At 62.9% G+C, this 26430-nt stretch carries 28 protein-coding genes; 19 read left to right on the plus strand and 9 right to left on the minus strand.

All coding sequences use genetic code 11. The features are described 5' to 3' along the window. Positions 1-154: 154 nt before the first annotated feature. From CKW13_RS04000 to CKW13_RS04005, 3 genes are all read left to right on the plus strand, one after another. Positions 155-1093, plus strand: a complete 939-nt coding sequence (locus CKW13_RS04000; protein WP_095107275.1) for an aspartyl/asparaginyl beta-hydroxylase domain-containing protein — start codon at positions 155-157, stop codon at positions 1091-1093. Positions 1094-1185: 92 nt separating this feature from the next. After that, positions 1186-1350: a hypothetical protein gene (locus tag CKW13_RS24385; RefSeq protein ID WP_176465043.1), complete on the plus strand. Its 165-nt coding sequence runs from the start codon at positions 1186-1188 to the stop codon at positions 1348-1350. 94 nt (positions 1351-1444) lie between these two features. Further along, on the plus strand, positions 1445-2308 hold the full coding sequence (locus CKW13_RS04005; protein ID WP_095107720.1) for a DMT family transporter: 864 nt from the start codon (positions 1445-1447) through the stop codon (positions 2306-2308). A 113-nt stretch (positions 2309-2421) separates the two neighbouring features. Here the strand turns inward: CKW13_RS04005 and CKW13_RS04010 are convergent, their stop codons facing one another. Together CKW13_RS04010 and CKW13_RS04015 are read right to left on the minus strand one after the other, a co-directional pair. Beyond that, positions 2422-3213, minus strand: coding sequence for a hypothetical protein (locus tag CKW13_RS04010; RefSeq protein WP_095107276.1), 792 nt, complete (start codon positions 3211-3213; stop codon positions 2422-2424). A gap of 210 nt (positions 3214-3423) precedes the next feature. Next, positions 3424-4377 (minus strand): alpha/beta hydrolase, encoded by a 954-nt coding sequence (locus CKW13_RS04015; RefSeq protein WP_095107278.1) that lies wholly within the window; start codon positions 4375-4377, stop codon positions 3424-3426. Positions 4378-4522: 145 nt separating this feature from the next. On the opposite strand from CKW13_RS04015, the gene aroC reads away from it, so the two are divergent. The 6 genes from aroC to CKW13_RS04045 all read left to right on the plus strand — a co-directional run bounded on the left by aroC (position 4523) and on the right by CKW13_RS04045 (position 9273). Continuing rightward, positions 4523-5614, plus strand: coding sequence for a chorismate synthase (gene aroC / locus CKW13_RS04020; RefSeq protein ID WP_095107279.1), 1092 nt, complete (start codon positions 4523-4525; stop codon positions 5612-5614). Positions 5615-5627: 13 nt separating this feature from the next. Then, positions 5628-6776: an MFS transporter gene (locus CKW13_RS04025; RefSeq protein ID WP_176465060.1), complete on the plus strand. Its 1149-nt coding sequence runs from the start codon at positions 5628-5630 to the stop codon at positions 6774-6776. Beyond that, complete coding sequence (locus CKW13_RS04030) at positions 6773-7393, plus strand: methylthioribulose 1-phosphate dehydratase (RefSeq protein ID WP_095107283.1); 621 nt, start codon at positions 6773-6775, stop codon at positions 7391-7393. The genes CKW13_RS04025 and CKW13_RS04030 overlap by 4 nt, the downstream gene beginning before the upstream one ends. Before the next feature lie 98 nt (positions 7394-7491). After that, positions 7492-8037, plus strand: coding sequence for an acireductone dioxygenase (locus CKW13_RS04035; RefSeq protein WP_095107286.1), 546 nt, complete (start codon positions 7492-7494; stop codon positions 8035-8037). A 4-nt stretch (positions 8038-8041) separates the two neighbouring features. Next, positions 8042-8725, plus strand: a complete 684-nt coding sequence (gene mtnC / locus CKW13_RS04040) for an acireductone synthase (RefSeq protein ID WP_095107288.1) — start codon at positions 8042-8044, stop codon at positions 8723-8725. Between the two features lie 260 nt (positions 8726-8985). Continuing rightward, positions 8986-9273 (plus strand): helix-turn-helix transcriptional regulator, encoded by a 288-nt coding sequence (locus tag CKW13_RS04045; RefSeq protein ID WP_095107289.1) that lies wholly within the window; start codon positions 8986-8988, stop codon positions 9271-9273. 43 nt (positions 9274-9316) lie between these two features. Here CKW13_RS04045 and CKW13_RS04050 read toward each other — a convergent pair whose 3' ends face one another. Continuing rightward, a complete protein-coding gene (locus CKW13_RS04050) occupies positions 9317-9595 on the minus strand; it encodes a DUF3509 domain-containing protein (protein ID WP_095107291.1) in 279 nt (92 codons plus the stop codon). 719 nt (positions 9596-10314) lie between these two features. Here CKW13_RS04050 and CKW13_RS04055 point away from each other — a divergent pair. The 4 genes from CKW13_RS04055 (at position 10315) to CKW13_RS04070 (ending at position 13792) form a co-directional block, all read left to right on the plus strand. Continuing rightward, a complete protein-coding gene (locus tag CKW13_RS04055) occupies positions 10315-12153 on the plus strand; it encodes a long-chain-acyl-CoA synthetase (protein ID WP_095107293.1) in 1839 nt (612 codons plus the stop codon). Between the two features lie 97 nt (positions 12154-12250). Next, on the plus strand, positions 12251-12772 hold the full coding sequence (locus CKW13_RS04060) for an ankyrin repeat domain-containing protein (RefSeq protein ID WP_095107294.1): 522 nt from the start codon (positions 12251-12253) through the stop codon (positions 12770-12772). Between the two features lie 226 nt (positions 12773-12998). Beyond that, positions 12999-13529: a hypothetical protein gene (locus CKW13_RS04065; protein WP_095107296.1), complete on the plus strand. Its 531-nt coding sequence runs from the start codon at positions 12999-13001 to the stop codon at positions 13527-13529. Positions 13530-13600: 71 nt separating this feature from the next. After that, positions 13601-13792 (plus strand): PLDc N-terminal domain-containing protein, encoded by a 192-nt coding sequence (locus CKW13_RS04070; RefSeq protein ID WP_074755146.1) that lies wholly within the window; start codon positions 13601-13603, stop codon positions 13790-13792. Positions 13793-13795: 3 nt separating this feature from the next. Here CKW13_RS04070 and CKW13_RS04075 read toward each other — a convergent pair whose 3' ends face one another. Beyond that, positions 13796-14269 carry a methylated-DNA--[protein]-cysteine S-methyltransferase gene (locus tag CKW13_RS04075; protein ID WP_095107298.1) on the minus strand — a complete coding sequence of 158 codons (474 nt, stop codon included), beginning with the start codon at positions 14267-14269 and terminating at the stop codon, positions 13796-13798. A gap of 168 nt (positions 14270-14437) precedes the next feature. Between CKW13_RS04075 and speE the strand changes: the two genes are divergently transcribed. Continuing rightward, positions 14438-15313 carry a polyamine aminopropyltransferase gene (speE, locus tag CKW13_RS04080; RefSeq protein ID WP_095107300.1) on the plus strand — a complete coding sequence of 292 codons (876 nt, stop codon included), beginning with the start codon at positions 14438-14440 and terminating at the stop codon, positions 15311-15313. Positions 15314-15723: 410 nt separating this feature from the next. Then, complete coding sequence (locus CKW13_RS04085; RefSeq protein WP_095107302.1) at positions 15724-17811, plus strand: LTA synthase family protein; 2088 nt, start codon at positions 15724-15726, stop codon at positions 17809-17811. 70 nt (positions 17812-17881) lie between these two features. Here CKW13_RS04085 and CKW13_RS04090 read toward each other — a convergent pair whose 3' ends face one another. Beyond that, positions 17882-18040 carry a DUF3309 family protein gene (locus tag CKW13_RS04090; RefSeq protein WP_169858239.1) on the minus strand — a complete coding sequence of 53 codons (159 nt, stop codon included), beginning with the start codon at positions 18038-18040 and terminating at the stop codon, positions 17882-17884. A gap of 279 nt (positions 18041-18319) precedes the next feature. Here CKW13_RS04090 and CKW13_RS04095 point away from each other — a divergent pair, with 279 nt between their 5' ends. The 3 genes from CKW13_RS04095 (at position 18320) to csrA (ending at position 19948) form a co-directional block, all read left to right on the plus strand. Further along, positions 18320-19135 (plus strand): SDR family oxidoreductase, encoded by an 816-nt coding sequence (locus CKW13_RS04095; RefSeq protein ID WP_095107304.1) that lies wholly within the window; start codon positions 18320-18322, stop codon positions 19133-19135. 64 nt (positions 19136-19199) lie between these two features. Then, on the plus strand, positions 19200-19532 hold the full coding sequence (locus CKW13_RS04100) for a YnfA family protein (RefSeq protein ID WP_095107306.1): 333 nt from the start codon (positions 19200-19202) through the stop codon (positions 19530-19532). Positions 19533-19753: 221 nt separating this feature from the next. Continuing rightward, positions 19754-19948, plus strand: a complete 195-nt coding sequence (gene csrA / locus CKW13_RS04105) for a carbon storage regulator CsrA (RefSeq protein WP_095107307.1) — start codon at positions 19754-19756, stop codon at positions 19946-19948. On the opposite strand, the gene CKW13_RS04110 is transcribed toward csrA, so the two are convergent. Then, a complete protein-coding gene (locus CKW13_RS04110; RefSeq protein ID WP_095107308.1) occupies positions 19945-20172 on the minus strand; it encodes a YheU family protein in 228 nt (75 codons plus the stop codon). The genes csrA and CKW13_RS04110 overlap by 4 nt on opposite strands. Before the next feature lie 118 nt (positions 20173-20290). Here CKW13_RS04110 and CKW13_RS04115 point away from each other — a divergent pair, with 118 nt between their 5' ends. Then, on the plus strand, positions 20291-21061 hold the full coding sequence (locus CKW13_RS04115) for a DNA/RNA non-specific endonuclease (RefSeq protein WP_095107309.1): 771 nt from the start codon (positions 20291-20293) through the stop codon (positions 21059-21061). A gap of 6 nt (positions 21062-21067) precedes the next feature. Here the strand turns inward: CKW13_RS04115 and CKW13_RS04120 are convergent, their stop codons facing one another. From CKW13_RS04120 to CKW13_RS04130, 3 genes are all read right to left on the minus strand, one after another. Further along, positions 21068-22258 carry an osmoprotectant NAGGN system M42 family peptidase gene (locus CKW13_RS04120; protein ID WP_095107311.1) on the minus strand — a complete coding sequence of 397 codons (1191 nt, stop codon included), beginning with the start codon at positions 22256-22258 and terminating at the stop codon, positions 21068-21070. 195 nt (positions 22259-22453) lie between these two features. Further along, positions 22454-24190: an N-acetylglutaminylglutamine synthetase gene (ngg, locus tag CKW13_RS04125; RefSeq protein ID WP_095107312.1), complete on the minus strand. Its 1737-nt coding sequence runs from the start codon at positions 24188-24190 to the stop codon at positions 22454-22456. A 3-nt stretch (positions 24191-24193) separates the two neighbouring features. Beyond that, positions 24194-25966, minus strand: coding sequence for an N-acetylglutaminylglutamine amidotransferase (locus CKW13_RS04130; RefSeq protein WP_095107314.1), 1773 nt, complete (start codon positions 25964-25966; stop codon positions 24194-24196). Positions 25967-26430 lie beyond the last annotated feature (464 nt).

Genomic DNA, 26430 nt, shown 5'->3' on the forward strand with positions numbered 1-26430 from the left:
CGCCGCCTTATGGTAATAAGGGCTTTGTTGCGGATTTCTTAATACTGAATGTTGCCTCGCGCGGGTTTTGCCCAGGGGCCGTAGTGTTTATGATGGCCGCCTGCCGCGTCGGGTAAAGGACGCGCAGCGTTGCTTATTACCAAGGAGTTGTTGGATGACCTTTTCATTTGCCGCCAAGGCGTCGGTGTTGCTGCTGTTTTTGGGCAGCACGCTCTATGTGCATTTGCGTGGCAAGGCGCGCCTGCCGGTATTGCGCCAGTTCGTCAACCATTCGGCGCTGTTCGCCCCTTATAACGCCCTGATGTACCTGTTTTCGGCGGTGCCTTCCAAGCCGTACCTCGACCGCAGCAAGTTCCCCGAACTCGATGTCCTGCGCGACAACTGGGAGGTGATCCGCGACGAAGCCATGCATTTGTTCGACGAGGGCTACATCCGCGCCGCCGAAAAGAACAACGACGCCGGTTTCGGTTCGTTCTTCAAGAAGGGTTGGAAGCGCTTTTATCTCAAGTGGTACGACAAACCGCTGCCATCGGCCGAGGCCCTGTGCCCCAAGACCGTGGCGCTGGTCAGCTCCATTCCCAACGTCAAGGGGGCGATGTTCGCTTTGCTTCCGGGCGGCAGCCACCTTAACCCGCACCGCGACCCGTTCGCCGGCTCCTTGCGTTATCACCTGGGGCTGTCTACGCCCAACTCCGACGATTGCCGGATTTTCGTCGATGGCCAGGTTTACGCCTGGCGTGATGGCGACGATGTGATGTTCGACGAGACCTACGTGCATTGGGTCAAGAACGAAACCGACAAGACCCGGGTGATCCTGTTCTGCGACATCGAACGGCCCCTGAGCAACCGCGTGATGACGGCCATCAACCGTTGGGTCAGCGCCTGGCTGGGCCGCGCCACCGCGCCGCAGAACCTCGACGACGAGCGCGTCGGCGGCATCAACCGTGCCTATGCCTGGAGCAAGAGCTTCAGCGACGGCATCAGCGGCACGGTCAAGCAGTGGAAGCGCCGCAACCCCAAGCTCTACCGCGTCCTGCGCCCGGTTTTGGCGGTGGTGGTGCTGGCATTGCTGGGTTACTGGTTGTTCGGCTAAGCCGTTGCAAATTGTATCGGGCGCTGGTTATAGTCGGCGCTCGGTGTGGCCAAAGGCCTGCCTCTTTCTTCCTTCATAAAAAGATCTGCACCATGCCCGCATCCCTTCTCAACGCGGTAGTCGATTCAGCGCTCAACGCTGGCGTCATGCCGTGCGGGGAACAGCAACCGGCGCAGATCAGTCACTACCCTCCACCTGTCAGTAGCCCCCCGGTGTACGCCTGCGTAGCACCGCCGGGTGTCGGCATGTCGGGCTGATCGGCTTCGCGCTGTTCCCACGCCCGCCAGCACATCACTACTGAACCTTCAGCCTCGGCTGAATTGGCTATTTGCCTGATTACGGGTGGTCTTCATGTTTGTCATTTCCAAGCAATCCGTGGCCGCGGCGGCGTCCACGAGTGTGTTCGTCCTGCTGTGGAGCAGCGGTGCGATTTTCTCCAAATGGGGCCTGGCCCACGCTTCGCCCTTCGCCTTTTTGCTGATGCGTTTTGCCTTAGCGCTGGTGGCCCTGGTGCTGCTGATGCCGCTGCTCAAGCTCAAGCGGCCCAGGGCCGGCAAACCGCTGCTCTTTGCCCTGGCCACCGGGGCGGTGTTGTTGGGGGCTTATCAGATTTTTTACTTGCTGGCCCTGGACTTCAAAATCACTCCCGGCGTGATGGCCACCCTCATGGGTGTGCAACCGATCCTCACCGTGGTGCTGATGGAACGCCAGCGCTCGTGGCACCGCATCTTCGGCCTGCTGCTGGGCCTGGCGGGGTTGGTGATGGTGGTGTACCAGAGCATCGGCCTGGCCGGGGTGTCGCTGGCGGGCATCCTGTTCGGCCTGCTGGCGCTGCTGGCCATGACCCTGGGCTCGATCATGCAAAAACGCATCACCGATAACCCGTTGGGCACATTGCCGGTGCAGTACCTGGCGGGGCTGGTGCTGTGTGCGGTGTTCGTGCCGTTCCAGCCATTCCACTTCGAGTACAGCAGCGGGTTTATCGTGCCGGTGCTGTGGATGGGGCTGGTGGTGTCGGTGCTGGCGACCCTGCTGCTGTACCGCTTGATCGCCCGGGGCAATCTGGTGAACGTCACCAGCCTGTTCTACCTGGTGCCGGCGGTGACCGCGGTGATGGACTACCTGGTGTTCGGCAATCGCCTCGCGGCCCTGAGCGTGCTGGGCATGGGCCTGATTATCGTGGGGTTGGGGCTGGTGTTTCGTAAAAGCGCCTGAGGCTGCCCCCTGTGGGAGCGAGCCTGCTCGCGATAGCCCAGCATCACTGCTGATTGTGCTGGCCTCATCGCGAGCAGGCTCGCTTCTACTGGGGGCTTTTCGCGCCCCTTTGCTTAGCGATGGGTGGCAATCCAGATCAACAACCCGGCCTGGAACACGCAGAACGCCACCAGGCAGGTGATGGTGAAGCGCAGGCCGGTGTCTTCGCGTTTGTACTTGCTGACCTTGTCTTCGTGCTGGCGCAACTTGACTTCCTGTTCGGCCAGGTTCTGCTCGGCTTGCTGGAGCATCTGCGCCGCTTCGAGGATTTCCACGAACTGCACCTTCTCGGTGTTCCAGTCCGCCAGCAGGTCTTCGACCTGCACGTCCTTGACGCTGCCCTTCATGTGCTGGGCGTCGGTGTAGACCACGTCGAAACCCTGGATGCGCAGAAAGTGATCGCGGCGCAGGCGCGTGTCTTCGCTCAGGGCGTCTTTGCTGGCCAGGTCTACGCCATCGACCTTGTAGTGGGGCCACTTTTTGCGCGCCCAGCTGATGGCCTGGGCCAGCAGGAATCGCCCCAGGCCGCGGTTCAGCGGTTCGATCTGCACGCTGCTTTGCGGGCCGAAACTGACCCGCTTGGTCTCGTGATCGACCCACACATCCAGGCGGTTCTGTTCCTTGCGCACCCGTTGCCCCGGCAACTGGATGACCATGCGCAACAGGCTCTGGCCTTTGTTGTTGCGCTCGGCATAGCCGAACTCGACAAAACGCAGCGGCCGCCCGCCAGTGACGCGGTCGGTCTGTTGCGGCGCCAGGCGCAGCATTTTGTGGTGCTCGGTGTGGACGTCCGCCCACGGCCGCTCGACCGCTTCTGGGGCGTCTTGCTCTGGCGCGGTGTCAGTCGAATTCTGGGTATCAGTCATAACGGCGAGATCCTGTCCAAGCCCTGCTTGGCGACCGTATGTTGACGGCCGACAAAGGCTTATCGGCCGTTTTTTGCAAGACTGGAGGGTAGTGCCCGTTTAATGGGGCCAGGTGTTGCTTTTGTGTCGCCATCCCGTGGGCGTCGGGCAGCGGTCTCAAGGGCGCTGTCGCGGGCGGGCGGAGCGCCGCCCGGCCCGCTTCCACACTGCTTATGGGGCGGTGAGGGTGGCGATAAAGTGCAGAATCTGCGCGCCCAGTTCCGCCGCTAGGGGCAGTTGTGGGTCTTTGTAGGAGGCCAGTTGCCGCCGGGTGTCGTTGGCCACGATGCGCAGCACGTGGTTCATGCCTTCGATCAGCGCCAGGTGCGCGTCGGGTTTGGCGGCTTTGAGTAGGCGCGCATCCGCCACGCCGACCTGGATATCGTTACTGCCCTGGATGATGAGCGCCGGCATTTTCAGGCGGGCGAAAGCGCCCGCCGGGTCCTGGCGGAACAGGCTTATCAGGTAGGGCTGCACGCTCGGGCGGAAGATCACTTGCAGGGCTGGCGGCACCTCAGCGTCCACCTGGCCGGCCTTGAGGCTGTCGAGCAGTTGATTGCTGCGCAGCATCAGCGCGGGTGGCAGGCGCGTGGCCAATTGCTGGCGCAGCACCTCGTCGATGGGGCGGGCGCTGCCGGACACCGAAATCACCCCAGCAGCCCCCACCGTGGGCGCGGCGAGGTTGGCGATCAGCGCGCCCTCGCTGTGGCCCAGCAGGATCAACGGGCCCATACGCGGGTCGTTCTTGAGTTGCTGGCCCCAGGCCACGGCATCGCTGACATACGCCTCGACGCTCAGGTTGCGCTCGTCCGGGGTGGCCGCCAGGCTTGCCGCCACGCCGCGCTTGTCGTAGCGCAGGCTGGCGATGTTGTGTTTGGCCAGCACCCAGGCCAGGCGCTTGAGGCTGTCGTTGCGCCCGCCATCGGGGTTGTTGCCGTCGCGGTCGGTGGGGCCGGAGCCGGAAATTATCAGTACCACCGGCACCGGCGTGTCGGACTTGGGCAACAGTAACGAGCCATGCAGCACGCCGCTGCCGGTGTCCAGGGTCATGGGGCGTTGCAGTACGGTGGCCTGGACCAGGCCGGTAAACAGGGAAAGGGTCAAGGCAAGGACTCGTAGCATCATCACGCCATTATTGGTCAGGTGGCGTTTGGACTCGCCGCCCCTATAAAGGTTCGAGGATGAACTCGTTGCACAGCCTGCGTATACTGGCGCGCGGCTCAATGCCCGCCAGAGCCACGTCTTCCAGCGATTTCACGGAGCGCCCCGCATGTCCGGCAATACCTACGGCAAGCTGTTCACTGTCACCACCGCCGGCGAAAGCCATGGCCCGGCGTTGGTCGCCATTGTCGATGGCTGCCCGCCAGGCCTGGAATTGTCGCTGGACGACCTGCAACACGACCTCGACCGGCGCAAGCCCGGCACCAGCCGCCACACCACCCAGCGCCAGGAAGCCGACGAAGTCGAAATCCTCAGTGGCGTGTTCGAGGGCCGCACCACCGGGTGCGCCATTGGCCTGCTGATCCGCAACACCGACCAGAAGTCCAAGGACTACTCGGCCATCAAAGACCTGTTCCGCCCGGCCCACGCTGACTACACCTACCACCACAAGTACGGCGAGCGCGACTACCGCGGTGGCGGCCGCAGCTCGGCGCGCGAGACGGCGATGCGCGTGGCGGCGGGGGCGATCGCCAAGAAGTACCTGGCCAGCCAGGGCATCGTGATTCGCGGCTACATGAGCCAGCTCGGCCCCATCGAGATTCCGTTCAAGACCTGGGAGGCGGTGGAGCAAAATGCCTTCTTCAGCCCCGACCCGGACAAAGTGCCCGAGCTTGAGGCCTACATGGACCAACTGCGGCGCGACCAGGATTCGGTGGGCGCCAAGATCACAGTGGTCGCCGAAGGGGTGATGCCGGGGCTGGGCGAGCCGATCTTCGACCGCCTCGACGCCGAACTGGCCCACGCGCTGATGAGCATCAACGCGGTCAAGGGCGTGGAAATCGGCGCCGGGTTCGCCTGCGTCGCCCAGCGCGGCACCGAGCATCGCGACGAGATGACCCCCGAAGGCTTCCTCAGCAACAACGCTGGCGGCATTCTCGGCGGCATTTCCTCGGGCCAGCCCATCGTCGCGCACCTGGCGTTGAAGCCAACCTCCAGCATCACCACGCCGGGCCGCTCCATCGACGTCCATGGCAACCCGGTGGACGTGATTACCAAGGGCCGCCACGACCCCTGCGTGGGCATCCGCGCCACGCCTATCGCCGAAGCGATGATGGCCATTGTGTTGATGGACCACTTGCTGCGCCATCGCGGGCAAAACGCCGACGTGCGCGTCAGCACCCCGGTGCTGGGCCAGTTGTGACCCGGCCCCACGCCTGATGGCCGCGCTGCCGTACTGGCGGTTATCCAGTTTCTACCTGTTCTACTTCGCCCTGCTGGGGTCCACGGCGCCATTCCTGGCGCTGTATTTCCACCACTTGGGGTTCAGCGCCGCGCGTATTGGCGAACTGGTGGCCATCCCCATGCTGATGCGCTGCGTGGCGCCCAATATCTGGGGCTGGCTGGGGGACTACACCGGGCGGCGCCTGGCCATTGTGCGTGTTGGCGCGTTGTGCACGGCGCTGACCTTTTCCCTGATCTTCTTCAGCAAGAGCTACGCCTGGCTGGCGATGGTCATGGCCTTGCATGCGTTCTTCTGGCACGCGGTGCTGCCCCAGTTCGAGGTCATCACCCTGGCCCATTTGAATGGCCAGACCGCGCGCTACAGCCAAATCCGCCTGTGGGGTTCTATCGGTTTCATCATCACCGTGGTCGCCTTGGGGCGCCTGTTCCAGTGGCTGAGCCTGGACATCTACCCGGTGGCGCTGGTGGCCATCATGGCCGGCATCTTCCTCAGCAGCCTGTGGGTGCCCAACGCCCAACCGGTGCAGAGCAGCCGCAGCGCCGGCGGCGGTTTCCTGCAGCAGCTGCGCAGCCCTGGGGTACTGGCGTTCTATGCCTGCGTGGGGCTGATGCAGTTGAGCCACGGCCCGTATTACACCTTCCTGACCTTGCACCTGGAGCACCTGGGCTACAGCCGTGGCCTGATTGGCCAGTTATGGGCGGTGGGGGTGGTGGCCGAGGTGCTGATGTTTTTGGCCATGAGCAAGATCCTGGCGCGGTTTTCCGTGCGCCGGGTGCTGCTGGCCAGTTTCCTTTTGGCGGCCCTGCGCTGGGTGCTGCTGGGTGCCTACGCCGAATCGGTGTGGGTGCTGCTGTTCGCCCAGGTGTTGCACGCAGCGACGTTCGGCAGCTTTCACGCCGCTGCCATCCATTTCGTGCAACGTAGCTTCGGCGCGCGCCAGCAAGGCCAGGGCCAGGCACTGTACGCCGCGCTGGCCGGCATCGGCGGCGCCCTGGGCGCGTTGTACGCCGGTTACAGCTGGAATGCCCTGGGTGCCACCTTGACCTTTAGTATTGCCAGCGTCGCGGCCCTGGCCGCAGCCGTTATCATTGCCACCCGCATGCAAGAGGACAGGCCATGAGCCCTACCCGTGAACACCTGGCCCGGCAGATCATCGACGCCGGGCGCTTTCTGTATGGCCGCGGCTGGTCGCCGGCCACCAGCAGCAATTACTCGACGCGCCTGGGCGCGGAGCAGGCGTTGCTGACGGTGTCGGGCAAGCACAAAGGGCAACTTGGCCCGGACGATGTGCTCGCCACCGACCTGGCCGGCAACAGCCTGGAGCCGGGCAAAAAGCCCTCGGCTGAAACCCTGCTGCACACCCAGCTCTATGCCTGGCGCGCCGACATCGGCGCCGTGCTGCACACCCACTCGGTCAATGCCACGGTGCTGTCGCGGGTGACCGCCGGGGCGTTCATCGAGTTTGAAGACTACGAGCTGCAAAAGGCTTTCAGCGGTATCTCGACCCACGAATCGCGGGTGCGGGTGCCGATTTTCGATAACGACCAGGACATCGTGCGCCTCGCCGCCCAGGTCCAGCCGTGGCTTGACGCCCACCCCGAGTGCGTCGGCTACTTGATCCGCGGCCACGGCCTCTACACCTGGGGCCCGCAGATGAGCGACGCGCTGCGCCAGATCGAGGCGTTCGAGTTCCTCTTTGAATGCGAACTCAAGACCCGTTCCGTACTTGCCCGCTAACGCTGACTTCGCCTGAAGTCGCCCACAGCCTGATGAAACCCAGCGCCTGAGCGGTGTGTAAAAACCGCAGGGCCCTGCCAGACCGAGGAGTTGCCGCCATGAGCAGCCTGTCCGTTTACCACGTTTCCAGCCCCGAACTGCCGAACAAGGTTCTCACCCATTTCGAGGACATTGCCGCCACGTTGGCCGATAAAGGCGTGCGTTTCGACCGTTGGCAAGCCAATCGCAAAATCGAACCGGGCGCCAGCCAGGAAGAGGTTATCGCGGCCTACCAGGAGCAGATCGAGCGCTTGATGAGTGAGGGCGGCTACGTCACCGTGGACGTCATCAGCCTCAACAGCGACCACCCGCAAAAAGCCGAATTTCGCGCCAAGTTCCTCGACGAACACCGCCATGGCGAAGACGAAGTGCGCTTTTTCGTCGCCGGCCGCGGGTTGTTCACCCTGCACATCGACGACTACGTGTACGCGGTGCTGTGCGAGAAAAACGACCTGATTTCGGTGCCCGCTGGCACGCCGCACTGGTTCGACATGGGCGAGCACCCGCATTTCGTCGCGATCCGCCTGTTCAACAACCCTGAGGGTTGGGTGGCCAAGTTCACCGGTGAAGACATCGCCAACCGTTTCCCGCGCCTGGAGGATTGAACCGATGCCGATCAAGGCCATTGTCACCGACATCGAAGGCACCACCAGCGCGGTAAGTTTTGTCTTCGACGTGCTCTTCCCCTATGCCGCCCGGCACCTGCCGGACTTCGTGCGGGCTAACGCCGAACGGGCGGACGTGGCCGCGCAACTGCTGGCGGTGTGCCAGGACAGCGGCGAACCCGGGGCGGATGTAGAGCGGGTGATCGCGATCCTGCTGGGTTGGATCGCTGAAGACCGCAAGGCCACACCGCTCAAGGCCTTGCAGGGCATGGTCTGGGAGCAGGGCTACCAGGCCGGCCAGTTGAAGGGCCATGTCTACCCGGATGCGGTCGAGGCGTTGCAGCGCTGGCATCGCGAGGGCTATCAGCTGTTCGTCTACTCCTCCGGCTCGATCCAGGCCCAGCGCTTGATTTTCGGCTGCTCCGAGGCGGGCGACCTGTCGGGCCTGTTCAGCGGCTACTTCGACACCACCACCGGGCCCAAGCGCGAGGCGCAGTCTTACCAGCGCATCGCCCAAGCCATTGGCCTAGAGGCGCCGGCGATTCTGTTTCTCTCGGACATCGTCCAGGAATTGGATGCGGCGCAGCAGGCTGGCATGGCCACTTGTGGCCTGGTGCGTGATGGCGGCGAATTGGCCGGCCATGTGAACGTGGCCAGTTTTGCCCAGATCGACCTTGCCACCTTCTGACTTTTCCGTTCGCACCCGGTGAATCGCCAATTTCCACGGTGGGATTTGGCGACATACCTCACCGTTCTTTCGGAGGTATCCGGGGTCGCTTCTTAGGATTGGGTAGGACACTGCCTGATACCGAGTAGGGGCCTACTGTTTAGCGGTTTACGCGCTTGTTTAATCCCTCGCCTGTGTAACTCTCAGATCGTCAGGTGCCTGTCAGCTGAAGGTTGGCATGGGCAATTTGGCGGTTCTGGACGAGAAGCGGGAGAGTGCGAATGAACAGTTCACTGCCAAGCGGCCTGGATGGGGCGGATGTTCGCCCCTTGGTAAAACCCAAGGCCAAGCGACCTCGCAAACGCCCGGTGGGCGAGCCACTGAGTGCGAAGGAACTGGAGATTCTGCGCTGGGCCAAAGAGGGGAAAACTGTGTGGGAAATCAGCGTGATCCGCGCCATATCCGAGGCCACGGTCAAGTTCCACCTGCGCAATATCTACATCAAGCTGAGCGTCAGTAACCGCGCCCAAGCCGTAGGCGAGGCGGTCAAGCGCGGCGTGCTGAGTTGAAGGGGTGGAGCCCGCAGGCTCCACGACGCCGCGCCCGCCGAGTTTAAGCCGAGTGGTAGGTCGGCAGGGCAAAACGCTGCTGGCTTTGCAGCATGGAGATTTGCGGCAACTCGCTGGCCTGTTCGGCCAGGTCGCGGCGAATAGCACTGATAACCCAGGACAACTGGTCCCCGGCGTGCAACTGGGCGTAGGAAATCGAGCGTTTGAACTGCTTGCCTTCGCTGTTGCGCAGGGTCAGCAGGATGCCCCCATCCGGACGGGCCTGGGTGGTGACCTCGAAATTGGAAAACAGGGAAGTGAATTTTTCTTGGATCAAGCTCATGTCTATCCGCTCCGTGAGTGCTAAGGGCAATCGTGGAGGGGTAGTTGCAGCGATTGTGCCAGTATCTGATTTATATAAAATCGTTATAAATCAATAGGTTATAAATTTTATAATTTGGCGACTTCGTGCATTTTGCATGAATGGCCATCGTGCATCCTGCATTTTGCGAGACCGGGCCGTGGTAGGCGTGCTCCTGTGACCCTGCTGGCCGCCGGAAAATTCCATCTCTGGTTTCAGCGTTGCTGCGGCTTTGCAAGAGGGGTGAAAAGGTGAAGAGATACAAAACTTTTCAAATCCTCCATGTACAGCCCGAGAAGGCCTGACGTATTTTCCAGGCTGTCACAAGCACTTGTTAACCGTTTTGTTAGTCGGGCAGCCTCAACGGTTGCCTGATTCCATGCAGGACGCATGGCGCGCCACATCACGACAGGGACTGTTCTGCGTCGCAGCTGGATTGCTCTGTGTTCGCCCGATAATAAGAAAATAGGAATTCACCTATGACTCACGATTTCTGCGTTATCGCCCAAGGCACCCCGCAACTCCAGGCTGTTCCCGCGCTGTTTTCTGCTCCCCAGGCCGGGGCGAACGAACTCTGGCTGATTCCCTGGCCGACCTGAACCTCTTCGCGTCACCGAACCTTCAATCGTTAATTCATTGTTATCGGCTTGCCCTGGCTGAGTCGCCGGTGCGTCGCCGTTTTGTGTTGAGCAGGAGCCACCATGAGCAGCAACTCTAGCGACATGATTACCTGGGGCATGATGATCCGTAAGTTGCCCGCCATCGCCAAAGCCATTCCGCGGGTACTCAAGGGCCTCAAGACCGCCAATATCAAGGACGCGCAGCAGCCCTGCGGCCTGGGTTGGACGTTCGAACAGGCCACCTTGCGCAACCCTCAGGGGCCGGCGCTGATGTACGCCAACGTCGCGTTCAGTTACGAGCAGGTCAACCAGTGGGCCAACCGCATCGCCCATCACCTGATCGCCCAGGGCATTGGCAAGGGGGATGTGGTCGGGATCTTTATCGAAAACCGCCCGGAATTGCTGGTCACGGTACTGGCGGTGGCCAAGGTGGGTGGCATCTGCGCGATGCTCAATACCTCCCAGACCCAACACGTGCTGGTGCACAGCCTGAACTTGGTCAAACCCGTGGCGATTATCGTCGGCGGCGAGTTGACCGAGGCCTACTCGGCGGTCCGCAGCCAGGTGGCCATCCCTGACGCCCGCACCTGGTGGGTGGCCGACCAGGACACCTCGCGCCACCACGGCCAGGCGCCGCAGCATTACCTCAACCTGATGGCCGACAGCGCCGACGCCGCGCAGGACAACCCGGCCACCAGCCAGAAGGTGTACCTGGACGACCCTTGCTTTTATATCTACACCTCCGGCACCACCGGGCTGCCCAAGGCCGGGGTGTTCAAGCACGGACGCTGGATGAAGACCTCGTCTATCTTCGGCGTGATCGCCCTGGACATGACGCCCCAGGACATCCTCTATTGCACCTTGCCGCTGTACCACGCCACCGGCCTGTGCGTGTGCTGGGGCTCGGCCATCAGCGGCGCGTCGGGCTTCGCCATCCGGCGCAAGTTCAGCGCCAGCCAGTTCTGGAGCGATGCGCGCAAGTTCAACGCCACCACCATCGGCTACGTCGGCGAGCTGTGCCGCTACCTGATGGACCCGCCGCCCAGCGCCGAAGACCGCGATAACCCAGTGGTGAAAATGATCGGCAACGGCCTGCGCCCGGGCGTGTGGGGGCCGTTCAAGGAGCGCTTCGGCGTCAACCACATTTGCGAGTTGTATGCCGCCAGCGACGGCAACATCGGCTTCACCAATATCCTCAATTTTGACAACACCATCGGTTTCTCCCTGATGGCCTGGGAGCTGGTGGCCTATGACCATGACAGCGGTGCGCCGGTGCGCGGCGAATCCGGGTTCATGCAGAAAGTGCCCAAGGGCAGCGAAGGCCTGTTGCTGGCGCGGATCGACGACAAGGCCCCGCTGGACGGTTACACCGAGCCGGAAAAAACCGCCAAAGTCATCCTCCACGACGTCTTCGCCAAGGGCGACCGCTACTTCAACACCGGCGACCTGCTGCGCAATATCGGCTTTGGCCACGGCCAGTTCGTCGATCGCCTGGGGGACACCTTCCGCTGGAAAGGCGAGAACGTCTCCACCACCGAGGTGGAGAACATCTTCCTCATGCACCCGCACATCGCCGAGGCGGTGGTGTACGGGGTGGAAATCAACAACACCAACGGCCGCGCGGGCATGGCGGCCATTACCCCGGCCGAATCCCTGGCCACCCTGGATTTCGGCGAGCTGCTGCGCTGGGCCAAGGAACAGATGCCGGCCTACGCCGTGCCGCTGTTTTTGCGGGTGAAGGTGAAAATGGAAACCACCGGCACCTTCAAATACCAGAAAGTGCGCCTACGCGACGAAGCCTTCGACCCGCGCAAGGCCGGCGATGACCCGATCTACGCCTGGCTGCCCGGCTCGGACACCTACGTGCAGGTGACCGAGGACGTATTAGCCGATATCCATGGCGGCAAGTTCCGTTATTGATTGGCGCTATGGTGGTGGATGAGAAAAAAACCGTGACAGCGCGCCGGCCGCTTGAGGACACTAGCGGCCTTTGCGATTGCCGAAAACGGAGCCAGCCATGTCAGACAACAGCCGCCAGATGACCCAGGAAGAAGCCGAAGAATTCGCCGAGCAGGTGTTCAACGTCGCCCGCAGTGGCGACGCGGCCATGCTCGCCGCCCTGGTGACCAAGGGCCTGCCCGTCAACCTGCGCAACCACAAGGGCGACACCCTGTTGATGCTGGCCAGCTACCACGGCCACGTCGATGCGGTGAAGGTGCTGCTCGAACACAAGGCCGACCCGGAACTGCGCAACGACAACGGCCAAAGCCCGATTGCCGGCGCGGCGTTCAAGGGCGACCTGGCGGTGGTCAAGGCCCTGGTGAGCGGCGGGGCGCAAGTCGAGGGTGCGTCTTTCGACGGGCGTACAGCCTTGATGATGGCGGCGATGTTCAATCGCGGCGAAATCGTCGACTACCTCATCAGCCAAGGCGCCGACCCCCGCGCCAAGGACGCCAACGGCGTCACTGCCCTGGACGCGGCCCGCACCATGGGCGCGGTCGATACGGCAGCGCAGCTTGAGAAACTGTTGAACGCTTAAGGCCTCTGTGGGCGCCGGCTTTTTGTGGGGTCGGGCTTGCTGTGGGAGCGGGTTGCCCGCGATGAGGCGGTATCTAGAGCCTCTTCACTGCCTGGCGCGCTCCCACACACACTTCGCACAAGCCACTCTCCCAGTAGGGCCCTCACACAAGCCTGCCCCCACACGGCCACACCCCAATCGGGTATCCTTCGCGCCCTCGAATTTCCCCAGCCACAGGATTGCCCCCATGAAAGCCGCACTCGTCGAACTTATCAGCAAAATCAGCTCCGGCTGCATGGCCGACGATGAGATCCAGCGTGTGGCGGACGAAGCCGCCCAGGCTTACGCCGACGCCGGTGGCTTTCTGGCGGCCAACCCGGACATCAACTACGACGACACCTTCCCGATCCCCCTGGGCGAGTGGGTGGTGGTCGGCAGCCTGCCGCAAACCGTGCTGTTCCAGGCTGATACCTACATGGACCTGTTCGCCCAGATCGTCGCCTCGTTCGGCCCCGGCGTGGCGTTCAACCTCAAGCCCAAGCAATTGGCGAAAACCGAAGCGCTCACCGCCCTGAACCGCATGCAGATCCAACTCGCGGCCATGAACCCGGAAAACGGCGGCTATGTGCTGATGAACTTCAGCCAACTGCTCGATGACGAGCTGCAAATGGTGCTGGTCTACGGCAACGATGTGCAGCGGGTGCTGGCGTTGTGCGCACAAGTGGGCATCAGCGCGGCCCCTGCGCTGGAAGCCTTGAAAGTCGCGATTCACGTCTGAGGCGAATAAAAGGGAACCCTGGCCGGGCGCGTCTATCCTAAGTGGGCATGCCACTTCTTGGGAGCGACACCATGGGTTCCACGTTTAACGGTCTGATTGGTCTGATAATTCTTGCCCTGGACATCTGGGCAATCATCAACGTGCTTAAAAGCGGCGCCGAAACCGGGATGAAAATCCTCTGGGTGCTGCTGATCGTCCTGCTGCCGGTGCTGGGCCTGATTATCTGGGCCATTGCCGGGCCGCGTGGCAACGTGCGGATCTGAGCCTCACAACAACCACGCACCCTCAAGCTGCAACAACGCCTGTTTGCGCTCAAGGCCGCCGGCATAGCCGGTGAGGGTGCCGTTGCTGCCGATCACGCGGTGGCAGGGAATGAGGATCGAGATCGGGTTGGCCCCATTGGCGGTGCCGACGGCGCGGATGGCCTTGGGGTTGTCGATGTGTTGAGCCAACTGGGCATAGCTGCAGGTACGCCCGAACGGAATGCGCTGCAACGCCTGCCACACCTGCTGCTGGAACGGCGTGCCCCGGGGCGCCAGGGCCAGGTCGAACACCTCGCGCCGGCCTGCAAAATACTCATCCAATTGCCGGCATACGGCATCCAACTCGCTGGTGGCTTCGCGCCATTGCGGTTGCGGTGTCCAGTGCTTGTGGCCGTCCATATAGAGCATGCGCAGGCCTTGCTCATCGCCCGCGATGAACAACGGCCCGGTGGGGCTGGGGTGATAGCGATAAAACATCTGCTGGCCTCCTGACCAAAAACCGCCACCAAGATAGAGCCAGAAGGTTCGACCTGTCATGTGCAGCAACGTAGAATGCGCGCCTTTCCTTGGTCAGGCGCAACGGCGGCTGGCCATCATGGGCGGGTGACCGTCCGTTGCCACCAGTATTTATCGGGGGTCTTACCCATGAGCACCAACCACACCAGCGATTACCTGGAAACCCTCTACGAAGGCTACGGCCAGCGTTTTCGCATGGAAAAACTGCTGCACGAAGTGCGCACCGAACACCAGCACCTGGTGATTTTCGAGAACCCGCGCATGGGCCGTGTGATGGCACTGGACGGTGTGATCCAAACCACCGAGGCCGATGAGTTCATCTACCACGAGATGCTCACCCACGTGCCGATCCTCGCCCACGGCACCGCCAAGCGCGTGCTCATCATCGGCGGCGGCGACGGCGGCATGCTGCGCGAAGTGGCCAAGCACGGCAGCATCGAGCACATCACCATGGTCGAGATCGACGCCACGGTAGTGGAAATGTGCAAGGAATTTTTGCCCAACCACTCCAAAGGAGCCTTTGAAGACCCGCGCCTGAACCTGGTGATCGACGACGGCATGCGTTTCGTCGCCACCACCACGGAAAAATTCGACGTGATTATCTCTGACTCCACCGACCCCATCGGCCCGGGCGAAGTGCTGTTCTCGGAGAACTTCTACGAAGCCTGCCGCCGCTGCCTCAATGAGGGCGGCATCCTGGTGACCCAGAACGGCACGCCGTTCATGCAACTGGGCGAAGTGCAGACCACCGCTGGGCGCCTGCGCAGCTTGTTTCCGGACTGGCACTTCTACCAGGCTGCGGTGCCGACCTACATTGGCGGGGCCATGACCTTTGCCTGGGGTTCGACCAACACGGCGTACCGCCAGTTGTCCCGCGAGACCCTGTGCCAGCGTTTCGCCGGCAGTGGCATCGTGACCCGCTACTACAACCCCGAGATCCACATCGGCGCCTTCGCCATGCCGCAATACGTGCTGCAGGCGATCAACAAACCGAGCAACGACTGAGCTGAGGTGTAGCCAGCGGGCTTGCAGCGGCCGTCATCGGCGTCAATCCGGCAGGCGTAAGGGGCTGCTGGGCAGCCCAGCGCGGGCGAGCCCGCTTGCTACAACGGTAGGATCAAGGGCCTCACGGCCCTTTTTTTGTATCGAAACATGCGTTAAACGAAATTTTCACAAGCGCTCCAAGACAATCCCCAGCGCTTTTGCTAATGCCAACTACCCTTGACGCTCCGTTCCAGCCCCCTGGAACGCCTTGGCGGGCCTGACGAACACTAATCAATAGCGTTGCCAAAGGCGATCGTGCACTCTGCGCGCACTGCGCATACCCCGTCGCCACTGCGTTTTCGCAGGGATGAAAAGAGGCCAGGGTGCAGCTGTTCTTTGAAACTTCAACTTCCAATGAGTCTTGACACGACATGGCAAACCCGGACGCCCTGAATCAGCAGCGTGCTTCAAGCCGCTTACTGCAACCCACCGTCAAATCCCACCTGGCCTACACCCTGTTGTGTGCCCTGGTCATGATGGTGATGCTTTCCCTGCTGCGCCTGGCGCTGCTGGTTTATAACCGGGACATGATCCTCGACACCCCGGCGGCGACCTTCCTCGAAGCCTTCGCCAATGGCCTGCGTTTCGACCTGCGCCTGGTGGTGTACCTGAGCATTCCGCTGTTGCTGGCGCTGTTCAGCGTGCGCGCCATGGCGGCGCGGGGGTTCTTCCGTTTCTGGCTGACCCTGGCTTCCAGCATTGCGCTGTTGCTGGGCCTGATCGAGATGGACTTCTACCGCGAGTTCCACCAGCGCCTCAACGGCCTGGTGTTCCAGTACATCAGCGAAGACCCGGCCACGGTGTCGAGCATGCTGTGGAACGGTTTCCCGGTGGCCCGCTACCTGGTTGCCTGGGCCATCGGCACCTGGCTGCTGAGCCTGGCGTTCAAGGGCGCCGACCGTGCGACCCGGCCCCGTGGCCCGTTCAGCGGTGGCACCATCGTCAGCCGCCAGGTTGCACCTTGGTACACCCGCACGGCGGTGTTCATGGTCTGCCTGGTGATCTGCGTGATCGCCGCACGCGGCACCCTGCGCCAGGGCCCGCCGATGCGTTGGGGTGACGTCTACACCACCGACTCGATCTTCGCCAACCAATTGGGCCTCAACGCTTCGCTGTCGTTGATCGGCGCGGCCAAGAGCCGTTTCTCCGAGCACCGCGACAACGTCTGGAAGGCCACCCTGCCCGACAGCGAAGCCCAGCAAGTGGTGCGCGACCTGCTGCTGTTGCCGCAGGAAAAACTGGTGGATGCCGATATCGCCGCCGTGCGCCGCGACTACCTGCCGCCGGCCGAGAAGACCCTGCCGATCAAGAACGTGGTGGTCATCCTCATGGAAAGCTTCGCCGGGCACTCGGTGGGCGCTTTGGGGGCTTCGGGCAATGTCACGCCTTACTTCGACAAACTGGCCAAGGAAGGTCTGCTGTTCGACCGCTTCTTCTCCAATGGCACCCATACCCACCAGGGCATGTTCGCCACCATGGGCTGCTTCCCCAACCTGCCGGCGTTCGAGTACCTGATGCAGACCCCCGAAGGCAGCCACAAGCTGTCGGGCCTGCCGCAACTGCTCAGTGCGCGTAATTTCGATGACGTGTACGTCTACAACGGCGATTTCGCCTGGGACAACCAGTCCGGGTTCTTCAGCAACCAGGGCATGACCACCTTCATCGGCCGTAACGACTACGTGAACCCGGTGTTCTCCGACAGCACCTGGGGCGTGTCCGACCAGGACATGTTCAACCGTGGCCTGGAGGAACTCAAAGCCCGCGAAGGCAAGGCGCCGTACTACGCGCTGCTGCAAACCCTGTCCAACCACACGCCGTATGCCTTGCCCACGCCGTTGCCGGTGGAACCGGTGACCAACCGCGGCCGCCTCAACGACCACCTGACCGCCATGCGCTATTCCGACTGGGCGCTGGGGCAATTCTTCGAGAAAGCGCGCAAGGAGCCCTACTTCAAGGAAACCCTGTTCATCGTCGTCGGCGACCACGGCTTTGGCGACGAGCGCCAGATCACCGAAATGGACCTGGGCCGCTTCAACGTGCCGCTGCTGCTGATCGGCCCGGGGGTGCAGGAAAAATTCGGCCAGGTCGCCCACACCGTTGGCACCCAGATCGACATCGTGCCCACCATCATGGGCCGTTTAGGTGGCGAAGTGCGCCACCAGTGCTGGGGCCGCGACCTGCTGAACCTGCCCCAGGGCGACACCGGGTTCGGCATGATTAAGCCCTCGGGCAGCGAGCAAGTGGTGGCGTTCGTCACCACCGACCGCATCCTGGTCCTGCCCAAAGACATGCCACCCAAGGTCTACAGCTACCAGTTGGGCAGCAACCCCACGTCGGCGGTGATCCCCGATGTGCAAGACACCGAACAACAACGTCGCAAACTGGAAGCCTTTATCCAGACTGCGACCAAGAGCCTGCTGGATAACACTGCGGGTGTGGTTAACGGCAAACCGGATTGATGGTTTGACGGCATAAAAAAAGAGGCCCTGAGGGCCTCTTTTTTTATGCGCTGCTAAAGGTTTGCGGCAGTTATATCTTGCCCAGCAACAACAGGATCAACAGCACCACCAGGACAACGCCGATGATGCCCGAGGGGCCATAACCCCAGCTTCTGGAGTGCGGGAAGACAGGCAGGCCGCCCACCAGCAGGAGGATCAGGATGACGATAAGAATGGTGCCCATGTCGATTTCCTTATTAGTGTTTTCTGGAATGACCGTAGCTTTTCAGTTCGCCGCTCAATGGTTAAGGCGTTGAGCGCTTAAAGACTCCGACTGGTCGCCGACACGGAAGATTCCAAGTTTTTTTAGTGTTTTTTCCGTCCCCGCTTATTTCCTTTACGCGTGTCTCCCGTAGGGCGTCGTGCCCAGGGTTTGCCTGGGGCATTCAGCACCCTGATGGTGCGTGGGCGGGCCGATTTCCTTCGCTACACTGCGGCCCAACTTCCCCAGAACAACAAGGCAACTTTTATGCAAAATCGCATGATGATTACCGGCGCCGGTTCCGGCCTGGGTCGCGAAATAGCGCTGCGCTGGGCCCGTGAGGGCTGGCAGTTGGCCTTGTCGGACGTCAGCGAACCGGGCTTGCAGGAAACCCTCAGGCTCGTGCGCCAGGCCGGTGGCGACGGGTTTGTCCAGCGCTGCGACGTGCGTGACTACAGCCAACTGACGGCGTTCGCCCAGGCCTGTGAAGAAAAACTCGGTGGCATCGATGTGATCGTCAACAACGCCGGCGTGGCCTCGGGTGGCTTTTTTGCCGAGCTGTCCCTGGAGGACTGGGACTGGCAAATCGCGATCAACCTCATGGGTGTGGTCAAGGGCTGCAAGGCGTTCCTGCCTCTGCTGGAAAAAAGCCGCGGCAAGATCATCAACATCGCCTCCATGGCCGCGCTGATGCAGGGCCCGGCCATGAGCAACTACAACGTGGCCAAGGCCGGGGTGGTGGCGTTGTCCGAGAGCCTGCTGATCGAGTTGGCGCAGCAGGAAGTGGCGGTGCATGTGGTGTGCCCCTCGTTCTTCCAGACCAACCTGCTGGACTCTTTCCGTGGCCCGACCCCGGCGATGAAGGCCCAGGTGGGCAAGTTGCTGGAAAGTTCTCCCATCAGCGCCAGCGACATTGCCGACTACATCTACGAGAAAGTCGCGGCCGGCGAGTTCATGATTCTGCCCCACGAGCAGGGGCGCATGGCCTGGGCGTTGAAGCAGAAGAACCCGCAGTTGCTCTACGACGAAATGACCCAGATGGCCGACAAGATGCGTGCCAAGGCCCGTCAAGCGGCCAACTGAACTTGCCCGCCCGCCGCTGCCTCGTTAGGGTTGCCACCTTCGGCACCCCTAACGAGGCGGATTCATGCTCAATTACCTGTGGTTTTTTCTCGCGGCGCTGTTTGAAATCGCCGGGTGCTATGCCTTCTGGATGTGGTTGCGCCAGGGCAAAAGCGCCTGGTGGATCATCCCCGCGCTGCTGAGCCTGACCCTGTTCGCCCTGCTGCTGACCAAGGTCGAAGCCACCTACGCCGGCCGTGCCTACGCGGCTTACGGCGGTATCTACATCATTGCGTCCATTGGCTGGCTGGGGCTGGTGGAGCGCATCCGCCCCTTGAGTTCGGATTGGCTGGGTGTGGCCCTGTGCGTGGTGGGTGCCGGCATCATCCTGTTTGGCCCGCGTTTTTCCAGTGTCTGAAACCTTACCTGCGCACGCGGTGCAAGCGTATTGAGTGCATAGGAATAGCCCTTGAAGGCTGTAGGTGTGTTCAAACCGCTGCGAAAAGCAGCGTTTGAAAGAAATTTCCGTAGGGGTTGGTTCGTCGTGGCGTAGGGGATGACTGTTTTGATGCTGGCGCATTGAAGGCAGTGGATCCAGCGGGCATCTTCAAGGCCCGGTTACCCTAAAGGACTAGTGCCATGCTTGTATTGAGCCGCGTTGTCGGCGAGCTGATTTCCATCGGCGACAACATCACCGTACGCATACTTTCCGTCAACGGCAGCAATGTTCGCTTTGGCGTCGAGGCGCCGAAAAACGTTGAGGTCCATCGGGCCGAGGTGTATGAACGCATCATCGCCCGCCAGGGCGCCAAGAGGACCCAGGGCCAGGGTTAGTCGAACAGGGCCTTGGGCACGTCATGCTTGAGCATCAGTTGACACTGCTGGCTTTCGGGGTCGAACACAATCAACGCCTGCCCCTTGGTCAACGCCTGGCGAACGCGCAGCACGCGGGTTTCCAGCGGCGTGTCGTCACCGTTGTCGGTGCCGTCACGGGTGACGAAGTCTTCGATCAAGCGGGTCAGGGTGTCTACTTCGAGTTGGTCGTGGGGGATCAGCATGGGCGCCTCGGCGGTGCATCCGCGAAAAGTGGTAGATATTAACAGCATTCATCCGGCGCTCCGGCCCTAGCCTCGCTCATGCAGATTGACTGCAATGACGAACTAGGAAACCCCTCAGATGAATGCATGGATTGCACGTTTCACCCCCCGCCACCCGGGCCTCGTCGGCTTGTTGTTGAGTTTTTGCCTGGCGCTGCCACAGGCCCGCGCGGCCACGATTATCACCCTGGACCGTGGGCTGTTCAGCCTGCGTTATGACTGTGATAACCGCACGGCCCTGCGCTTCGCTTACCGGTTGACGGTAGACAAAGGCAACGCGCCGCGCCCCCGTGGCTTTGAACTCGACCCGAGCTTGCCGGGCCATTGCCAGCAGCAGTTGAGCGCCGCGTCCTACGACCGCGTGGCCAAAGGCTGGGACCGCGGCCACCTGGTGACTTCCAATCATTTGGATCACAACCCGCGCAGCATTGCCCTGACGCACCGCATGACCAACATCGTGCCGCAGTGGCGCTCATTCAATCAGGGGGTGTGGCGCCAGACTGAGGAAATCGCCGAGTGCTATCGCGACCTGGCGCCGGTGCAGGTTTACGGCGGGGTGCTTTACAACGACCCGCGCAACGACCACTTCCTGGCCTCCCACGGTATCCGCACCCCGGATTACTTCTGGAAGACCCTGGTCACTAAGGACGCCGCCGGGCGCACCCAGACCCTCAGTTGGCTATTTCCCAACGTGCCGGGCCTGGGGCCGCTGGACAGCTACATCGTCAGCATCCGCGCCCTGGAAAAACGCATAGGCAAACAAGCGGTGGGCATCACCTTGCCCTACGCGCTGAAAACCCGGGTGGCGACGCGCAGTTGGCCGCTCCCGAAAAACTGCCAACCCGGCTAAGCCCCGTCAGCCGTCGCGTTTGGGGCCTACCACGCTGTCCACCGAGGGCACGCGGGTGTCGCTTTCCATTTGCGCGTCGTGCTCCAGTTGATGGCTGAAGCGGTCCAGGGAACCCTGGGCCGGTTGGGCGTCGCTGGCGAACACCGGCGGGCTGAGGATGTAGGCGCCCAACAGGCGGCTGAGGGCCGCGAGGCTGTCGATGTGGGTGCGCTCGTAGCCGTGGGTGGCATCGCAGCCGAAGGCCAGCAGGGCGGTGCGGATATCGTGGCCGGCGGTGACCGCCGAATGGGCGTCGCTGAAGTAGTAGCGGAACAAGTCGCGGCGCACCGGCAACTCGTTGTCGCCGGCCAGGCGCAGCAAATGGCGCGACAGGTGATAGTCGTACGGCCCGCCCGAATCCTGCATGGCCACGCTCACCGCGTGCTCGCTGGAGTGCTGGCCGGGGGCGACCGGGGCGATGTCGATGCCGACGAATTCGCTGACGTCCCAGGGCAGGGCCGAGGCCGCGCCGCTGCCGGTTTCTTCGGTGATGGTGAACAGCGGGTGGCAGTCGATCATCAGGCTCTGGCCGCTGTCGACAATGGCCTTGAGTGCCGCCAGCAGCGCCGCCACACCGGCCTTGTCGTCCAGATGGCGGGCGCTGATGTGGCCGCTGTCGGTGAATTCGGGCAAGGGGTCGAAGGCGACGAAATCGCCAATGCCGATGCCCAGGGAATCGCAATCGGCGCGGGTGGCGCAGTAGGCGTCCAGGCGCAGCTCCACGTGGTCCCAGCTGATGGGCATTTCATCCACCGCCGTGTTGAACGCATGCCCCGAGGCCATCAGCGGTAACACGCTGCCGCGGATCACGCCGTTGTCGGTGAACAGGCTGACACGGCTGCCTTCGGCAAACCGGCTCGACCAGCACCCCACCGGCGCCAGGCTCAGGCGCCCGTTGTCCTTGATCGCCCGCACGCTGGCGCCGATGGTGTCCAGGTGCGCGCACACCGCTCGGTCGGGGCTGTTTTGCCGGCCCTTGAGCGTGGCGCGAAGGGTGCCCCGGCGAGTCAACTCGAACGGGATGCCCAGCTCTTCCAGGCGCTCAGCGACGTAACGCACGATGGTGTCGGTAAAACCGGTGGGGCTGGGAATGGCGAGCATTTCCAGCAGGACTTTCTGCAAGTAGGCGAGGTCGGGTTCCGGGATGGTACGGCTCATGGAAACTCCTGGGTGGGGAAGGGGGATCTGTGCGGGGCCATCTGTAGGAGCCGTTCAGTGTGGAAGCGGGCTTGCCCGCGATGGCTGCATAGAAATGCAGTCGAGATGTCGACTGAACTGCTTTCATCGCGGGCAAGCCCGCTCCCACAAAAAAACCGACAAGCGCAATTTCTGCGCAGGCCCGCTCTTAAAGCCTCAGCGGCTATGGGGAAACAACAAATCCACAAAGCGCTCGGCGGTGGGTTGGGGTTCGTGGTTGGCCAGGCCGGCGCGTTCGTTGGCCTCGATAAACACGTACTCGGGGCGGTTGGCGGCGGGCACCATCAGGTCCAGGCCCACCATCGGGATGTCCAGGGCGCGCGCGGCGCGCAGGGCGGCATCGATCAGGGTGGGGTGCAGCATTGCGGTCACGTCTTCCAGGGTGCCGCCGGTGTGCAGGTTGGCGGTGCGGCGCACGGCCAGGCGTTGGCCGGGGGGCAGGATGCTGTCGTAGTCGTAGCCGGCCGCGTGCAGGGTGCGCTGGGTTTCGGCGTCCAGGGGGATTTTGCTTTCGCCGTCGGTGGCGGCCTGGCGCCGTCGGCTCTGGGCTTCGATCAACGCGCCGATGCTGTGCTGGCCGTCGCCGACGATGTGCGCCGGGTGGCGGATGGCGGCGGCCACCACCTCAAAACCGATCACCAGGATGCGCAGGTCCAGGCCCTCGTGGAAGCTTTCCAGCAACACGCGGCTGTCGAACTGGCGCGCGCTGTCGATGGCCTGCTGCACCTCTTCGATGGTGCACAGGTCCACCGCCACGCCCTGGCCCTGTTCGCCGTCCAAAGGCTTGACCACTACCCGCGTGTGCTCGTCGAGAAACGCCAGGTTGTCGTCGGCATTGCCCACTCGTTGCTGGGCCGGCACGTTCAGGCCCGCAGCCTTGAGCACCTTGTGGGTCAGGCTTTTGTCCTGGCACAGGCTCATGCTGATGGCGCTGGTCAGGTCGCTGAGGGATTCGCGGCAGCGCACCCGGCGCCCGCCGTGGGTGAGGGTGAACAGGCCACTGTCGGCGTCTTCGACTTGCACGTCGATGCCGCGGCGGTGGGCTTCTTCGACAATGATCCGTGCATAGGGGTTGAGCTCGGCGCTTGGCCCCGGCCCGAGGAATAGTGGCTGGTTGATGCCGTTCTTGTGCTTGATGGCGAAGGTGGTGAGGGTGCGAAAGCCCAATTTGGCGTAGAGCTGCTTGGCCTGGCGGTTGTCGTGCAGCACCGAGAGGTCGAGGTAACTCAGGCCCCGGCTCATGAAGTGCTCGATCAAATGCCGTACCAGCACCTCGCCCACCCCGGGCCGCGTGCAGTGCGGGTCCACCGCCAGGCACCAGAGGCTCGAACCGTTCTCCGGGTCATGGAACGCCTTGTGGTGGTTCAGGCCCATGACGCTGCCGATCACCGCGCCGCTGTCTTCGTCCTCGGCCAGCCAGTACACCGGGCCGCCCTCGTGGCGCGGGGTCAGGCGTTGCGGGTCGACGGGCAGCATGCCGCGCGCCTGGTACAGCGTGTTGATGGCCTGCCAGTCCGCCTCGCTTTGCGCGCGGCGAATGCGAAAACCGCGAAACACTCGGGTGGCCTGGCGGTAGTCGGTGAACCACAGGCGCAGGGTGTCGGAAGGGTCGAGGAACAACTGCGCCGGTTCCAGCCCCAGCACCTGTTGGGGTGCGGCCACGTAGAGGGCGATGTCCCGTTCGCCGGGCGCTTCGTGAAGCAACTCGCAGGCCAGGCTGGCGGGGTCGGGGAAGGTGTGGCCGATGAGCAAGCGGCCCCAGCCGCAATGCACGGCGATGGGGTCGGGGCCGGGTTCGCTGCCGTCTTCGGCAAAACGCGCCTGTAAGCGCTCATAGGACGGCGTCTGGCCGCGCAACAGGCGTTGGCTGTAGGCGGAGGCATGGGGTTTCATCAATCAGATTCCTTGTTCGCTGAGCCATAGGTTCAGCGCGGCCAGTTGCCACAACTTGGAGCCGCGCAGCGGCGTCAACTGGCCCTGCGGGTCGCTGAGCAAACGGTCGAGCATGGCCGGGTTGAACAGGCCACGATCCTGGCTGGGGTCGAGCAGCAACTCGCGCACCCAGCCCAGGGTGTCGCCTTGCAAATGCTTGAGGCCAGGCACCGGGAAGTAGCCTTTCTTGCGGTCGATCACCGCGCTGGGGATAACCCGCCGCGCCGCTTCCTTGAGCACCTGCTTGCCGCCGTCGGGCAGCTTGAACCGGCCGGGCACCCGTGCCGACAGCTCCACCAGGCGATAGTCGAGGAACGGCGTGCGCGCCTCCAGGCCCCAGGCCATGGTCATGTTGTCGACCCGTTTGACCGGGTCGTCCACCAGCATCACCGTGCTGTCCAGGCGCAGGGCCTTGTCCACGGCGGCCTCGGCGCCGGGCTGGGCGAAGTGCTCGCGCACAAAATCCCCGGCCGCGTCGTTGGCGGTCAGCCACTGCGGCTGCACGGTGGCCGCGTAGTCGTCGTAGCTGCGGTCGAAGAACGCCTCGCGATAGGCCGCGTACGGGTCGCTGGCGCCGTCCACCTGTGGGTACCAGTGATACCCGGCGAACAACTCGTCGGCGCCCTGGCCGCTTTGCACCACTTTGCAGTGCTTGGCCACCTCCCGCGACAGCAGGTAGAAGGCAATGCAGTCGTGGCTGACCATTGGCTCGCTCATGGCGCGGAATGCCGCCGGCAGTTGCTCGATGATTTCTTTTTCGGCGATGCGCAACTGGTGGTGTTCGGTGCCGTAGTGCTGGGCGATCAGGTCCGAGTACTGGAACTCATCGCCCCGCTCGCCGCCGGCATCGGCAAAACCGATGGAGAAAGTCGACAGTTGCTCCACGCCCACTTCACGCAGTAAGCCCACCAGCAGGCTGGAGTCCACGCCGCCGGAGAGCAGCACACCCACCTCCACCGCCGCCCGTTGGCGAATGGCCACGGCCTCGCGGGTGCTGTCCAGCACGCGGTCGGTCCAATCCTCCAGCGTCAGGTGCTGCTCATCGGCACGCGGGCCGTAGGCCAGGCTCCACCAGGTTTTTTGCTCGGTGCGGCCATCGGCGTCGATGCGCAGCCAGGTGGCGGGGGGCAGTTTTTCGATGCCCGCCAGCAGGGTGCGCGGTGCCGGCACCACGGCGTGGAAGTTGAGGTAGTGGTTGAGCGCCACCGGGTCCAGCAGCGGGTTGATGTCACCGCCCTTGAGCAGCGCCGGCAACGTGGAGGCAAAGCGCAGGCGCTGGCCAGTGCGCGACAGGTACAACGGCTTGACGCCGAGGCGGTCGCGGGCGATGAACAGACGCTGCGCGTCGCGTTCCCAAATGGCGAAGGCGAACATGCCGTTGAGCTTGGGCAGCAGGTCGGCGCCCCAGGCGTGGTAGCCCTTGAGCAGCACTTCGGTGTCGCCGCCGGAATAAAAGGCGTAGCCCAGGCCTTCCAGCTCGGTGCGCAGTTCGGGGAAGTTGTAGATCGCCCCGTTGAAGGCCAGGGACAGGCCCAGTTGCGCGTCCACCATCGGCTGGGCCGAGCCGTCCGAGAGGTCCATGATTTTCAGCCGCCGATGGCCCAGGGCAACCGGCCCCTGGCTATGAAAACCCCAGGCGTCGGGGCCGCGAGGGGCCAGGTGATGGGTGATTCTTTCCACCGCTGCCAGGTCGGCAGGGTGGTGATCGAAACGTAACTCGCCAGCTAATCCGCACATAAATTCCTTACCGGTTTTTCCGTTGGGGAGGGGCATTCGTGCCGGCGCCAAAACAGCGCGGGCAAGGAAACTGACCGGTGTCGAACCTGGGAGTTTTAGATCGATCCGTTATAAGCGGCCGCGGCGCAAGCGCGTGGGCCGGCGCATCGGGTAGTAAATAGTTGCGCCCTGGGCCGGTGCGCCGAGTGTTTTAGTAAGCCGCGCCGTGGGTTCTTCAGCAGGGGCGGGCAAGGTGTTCGTCAGGGTTCGCGGCTTAATCAGGAGCGAACACAGTGGCAAGGCAAGACCGCGCGGTTAACCCCCCATCGACCGTTTCGGGGGACGAACAATTGGCGGCATTGCTGGACATGACCGGCGATCTGGATAACGCCGGTCCTGCCCGAGAACCTGGCGCCGTGGTTGCTGCACGCCCACGGGCAAGACCTGCAGGAACTGCGAACCAACCTCCACAACCTGCACGATTT

The organism is Pseudomonas sp. Irchel 3E20 (genome assembly GCF_900187645.1).
Lineage (GTDB): Bacteria > Pseudomonadota > Gammaproteobacteria > Pseudomonadales > Pseudomonadaceae > Aquipseudomonas.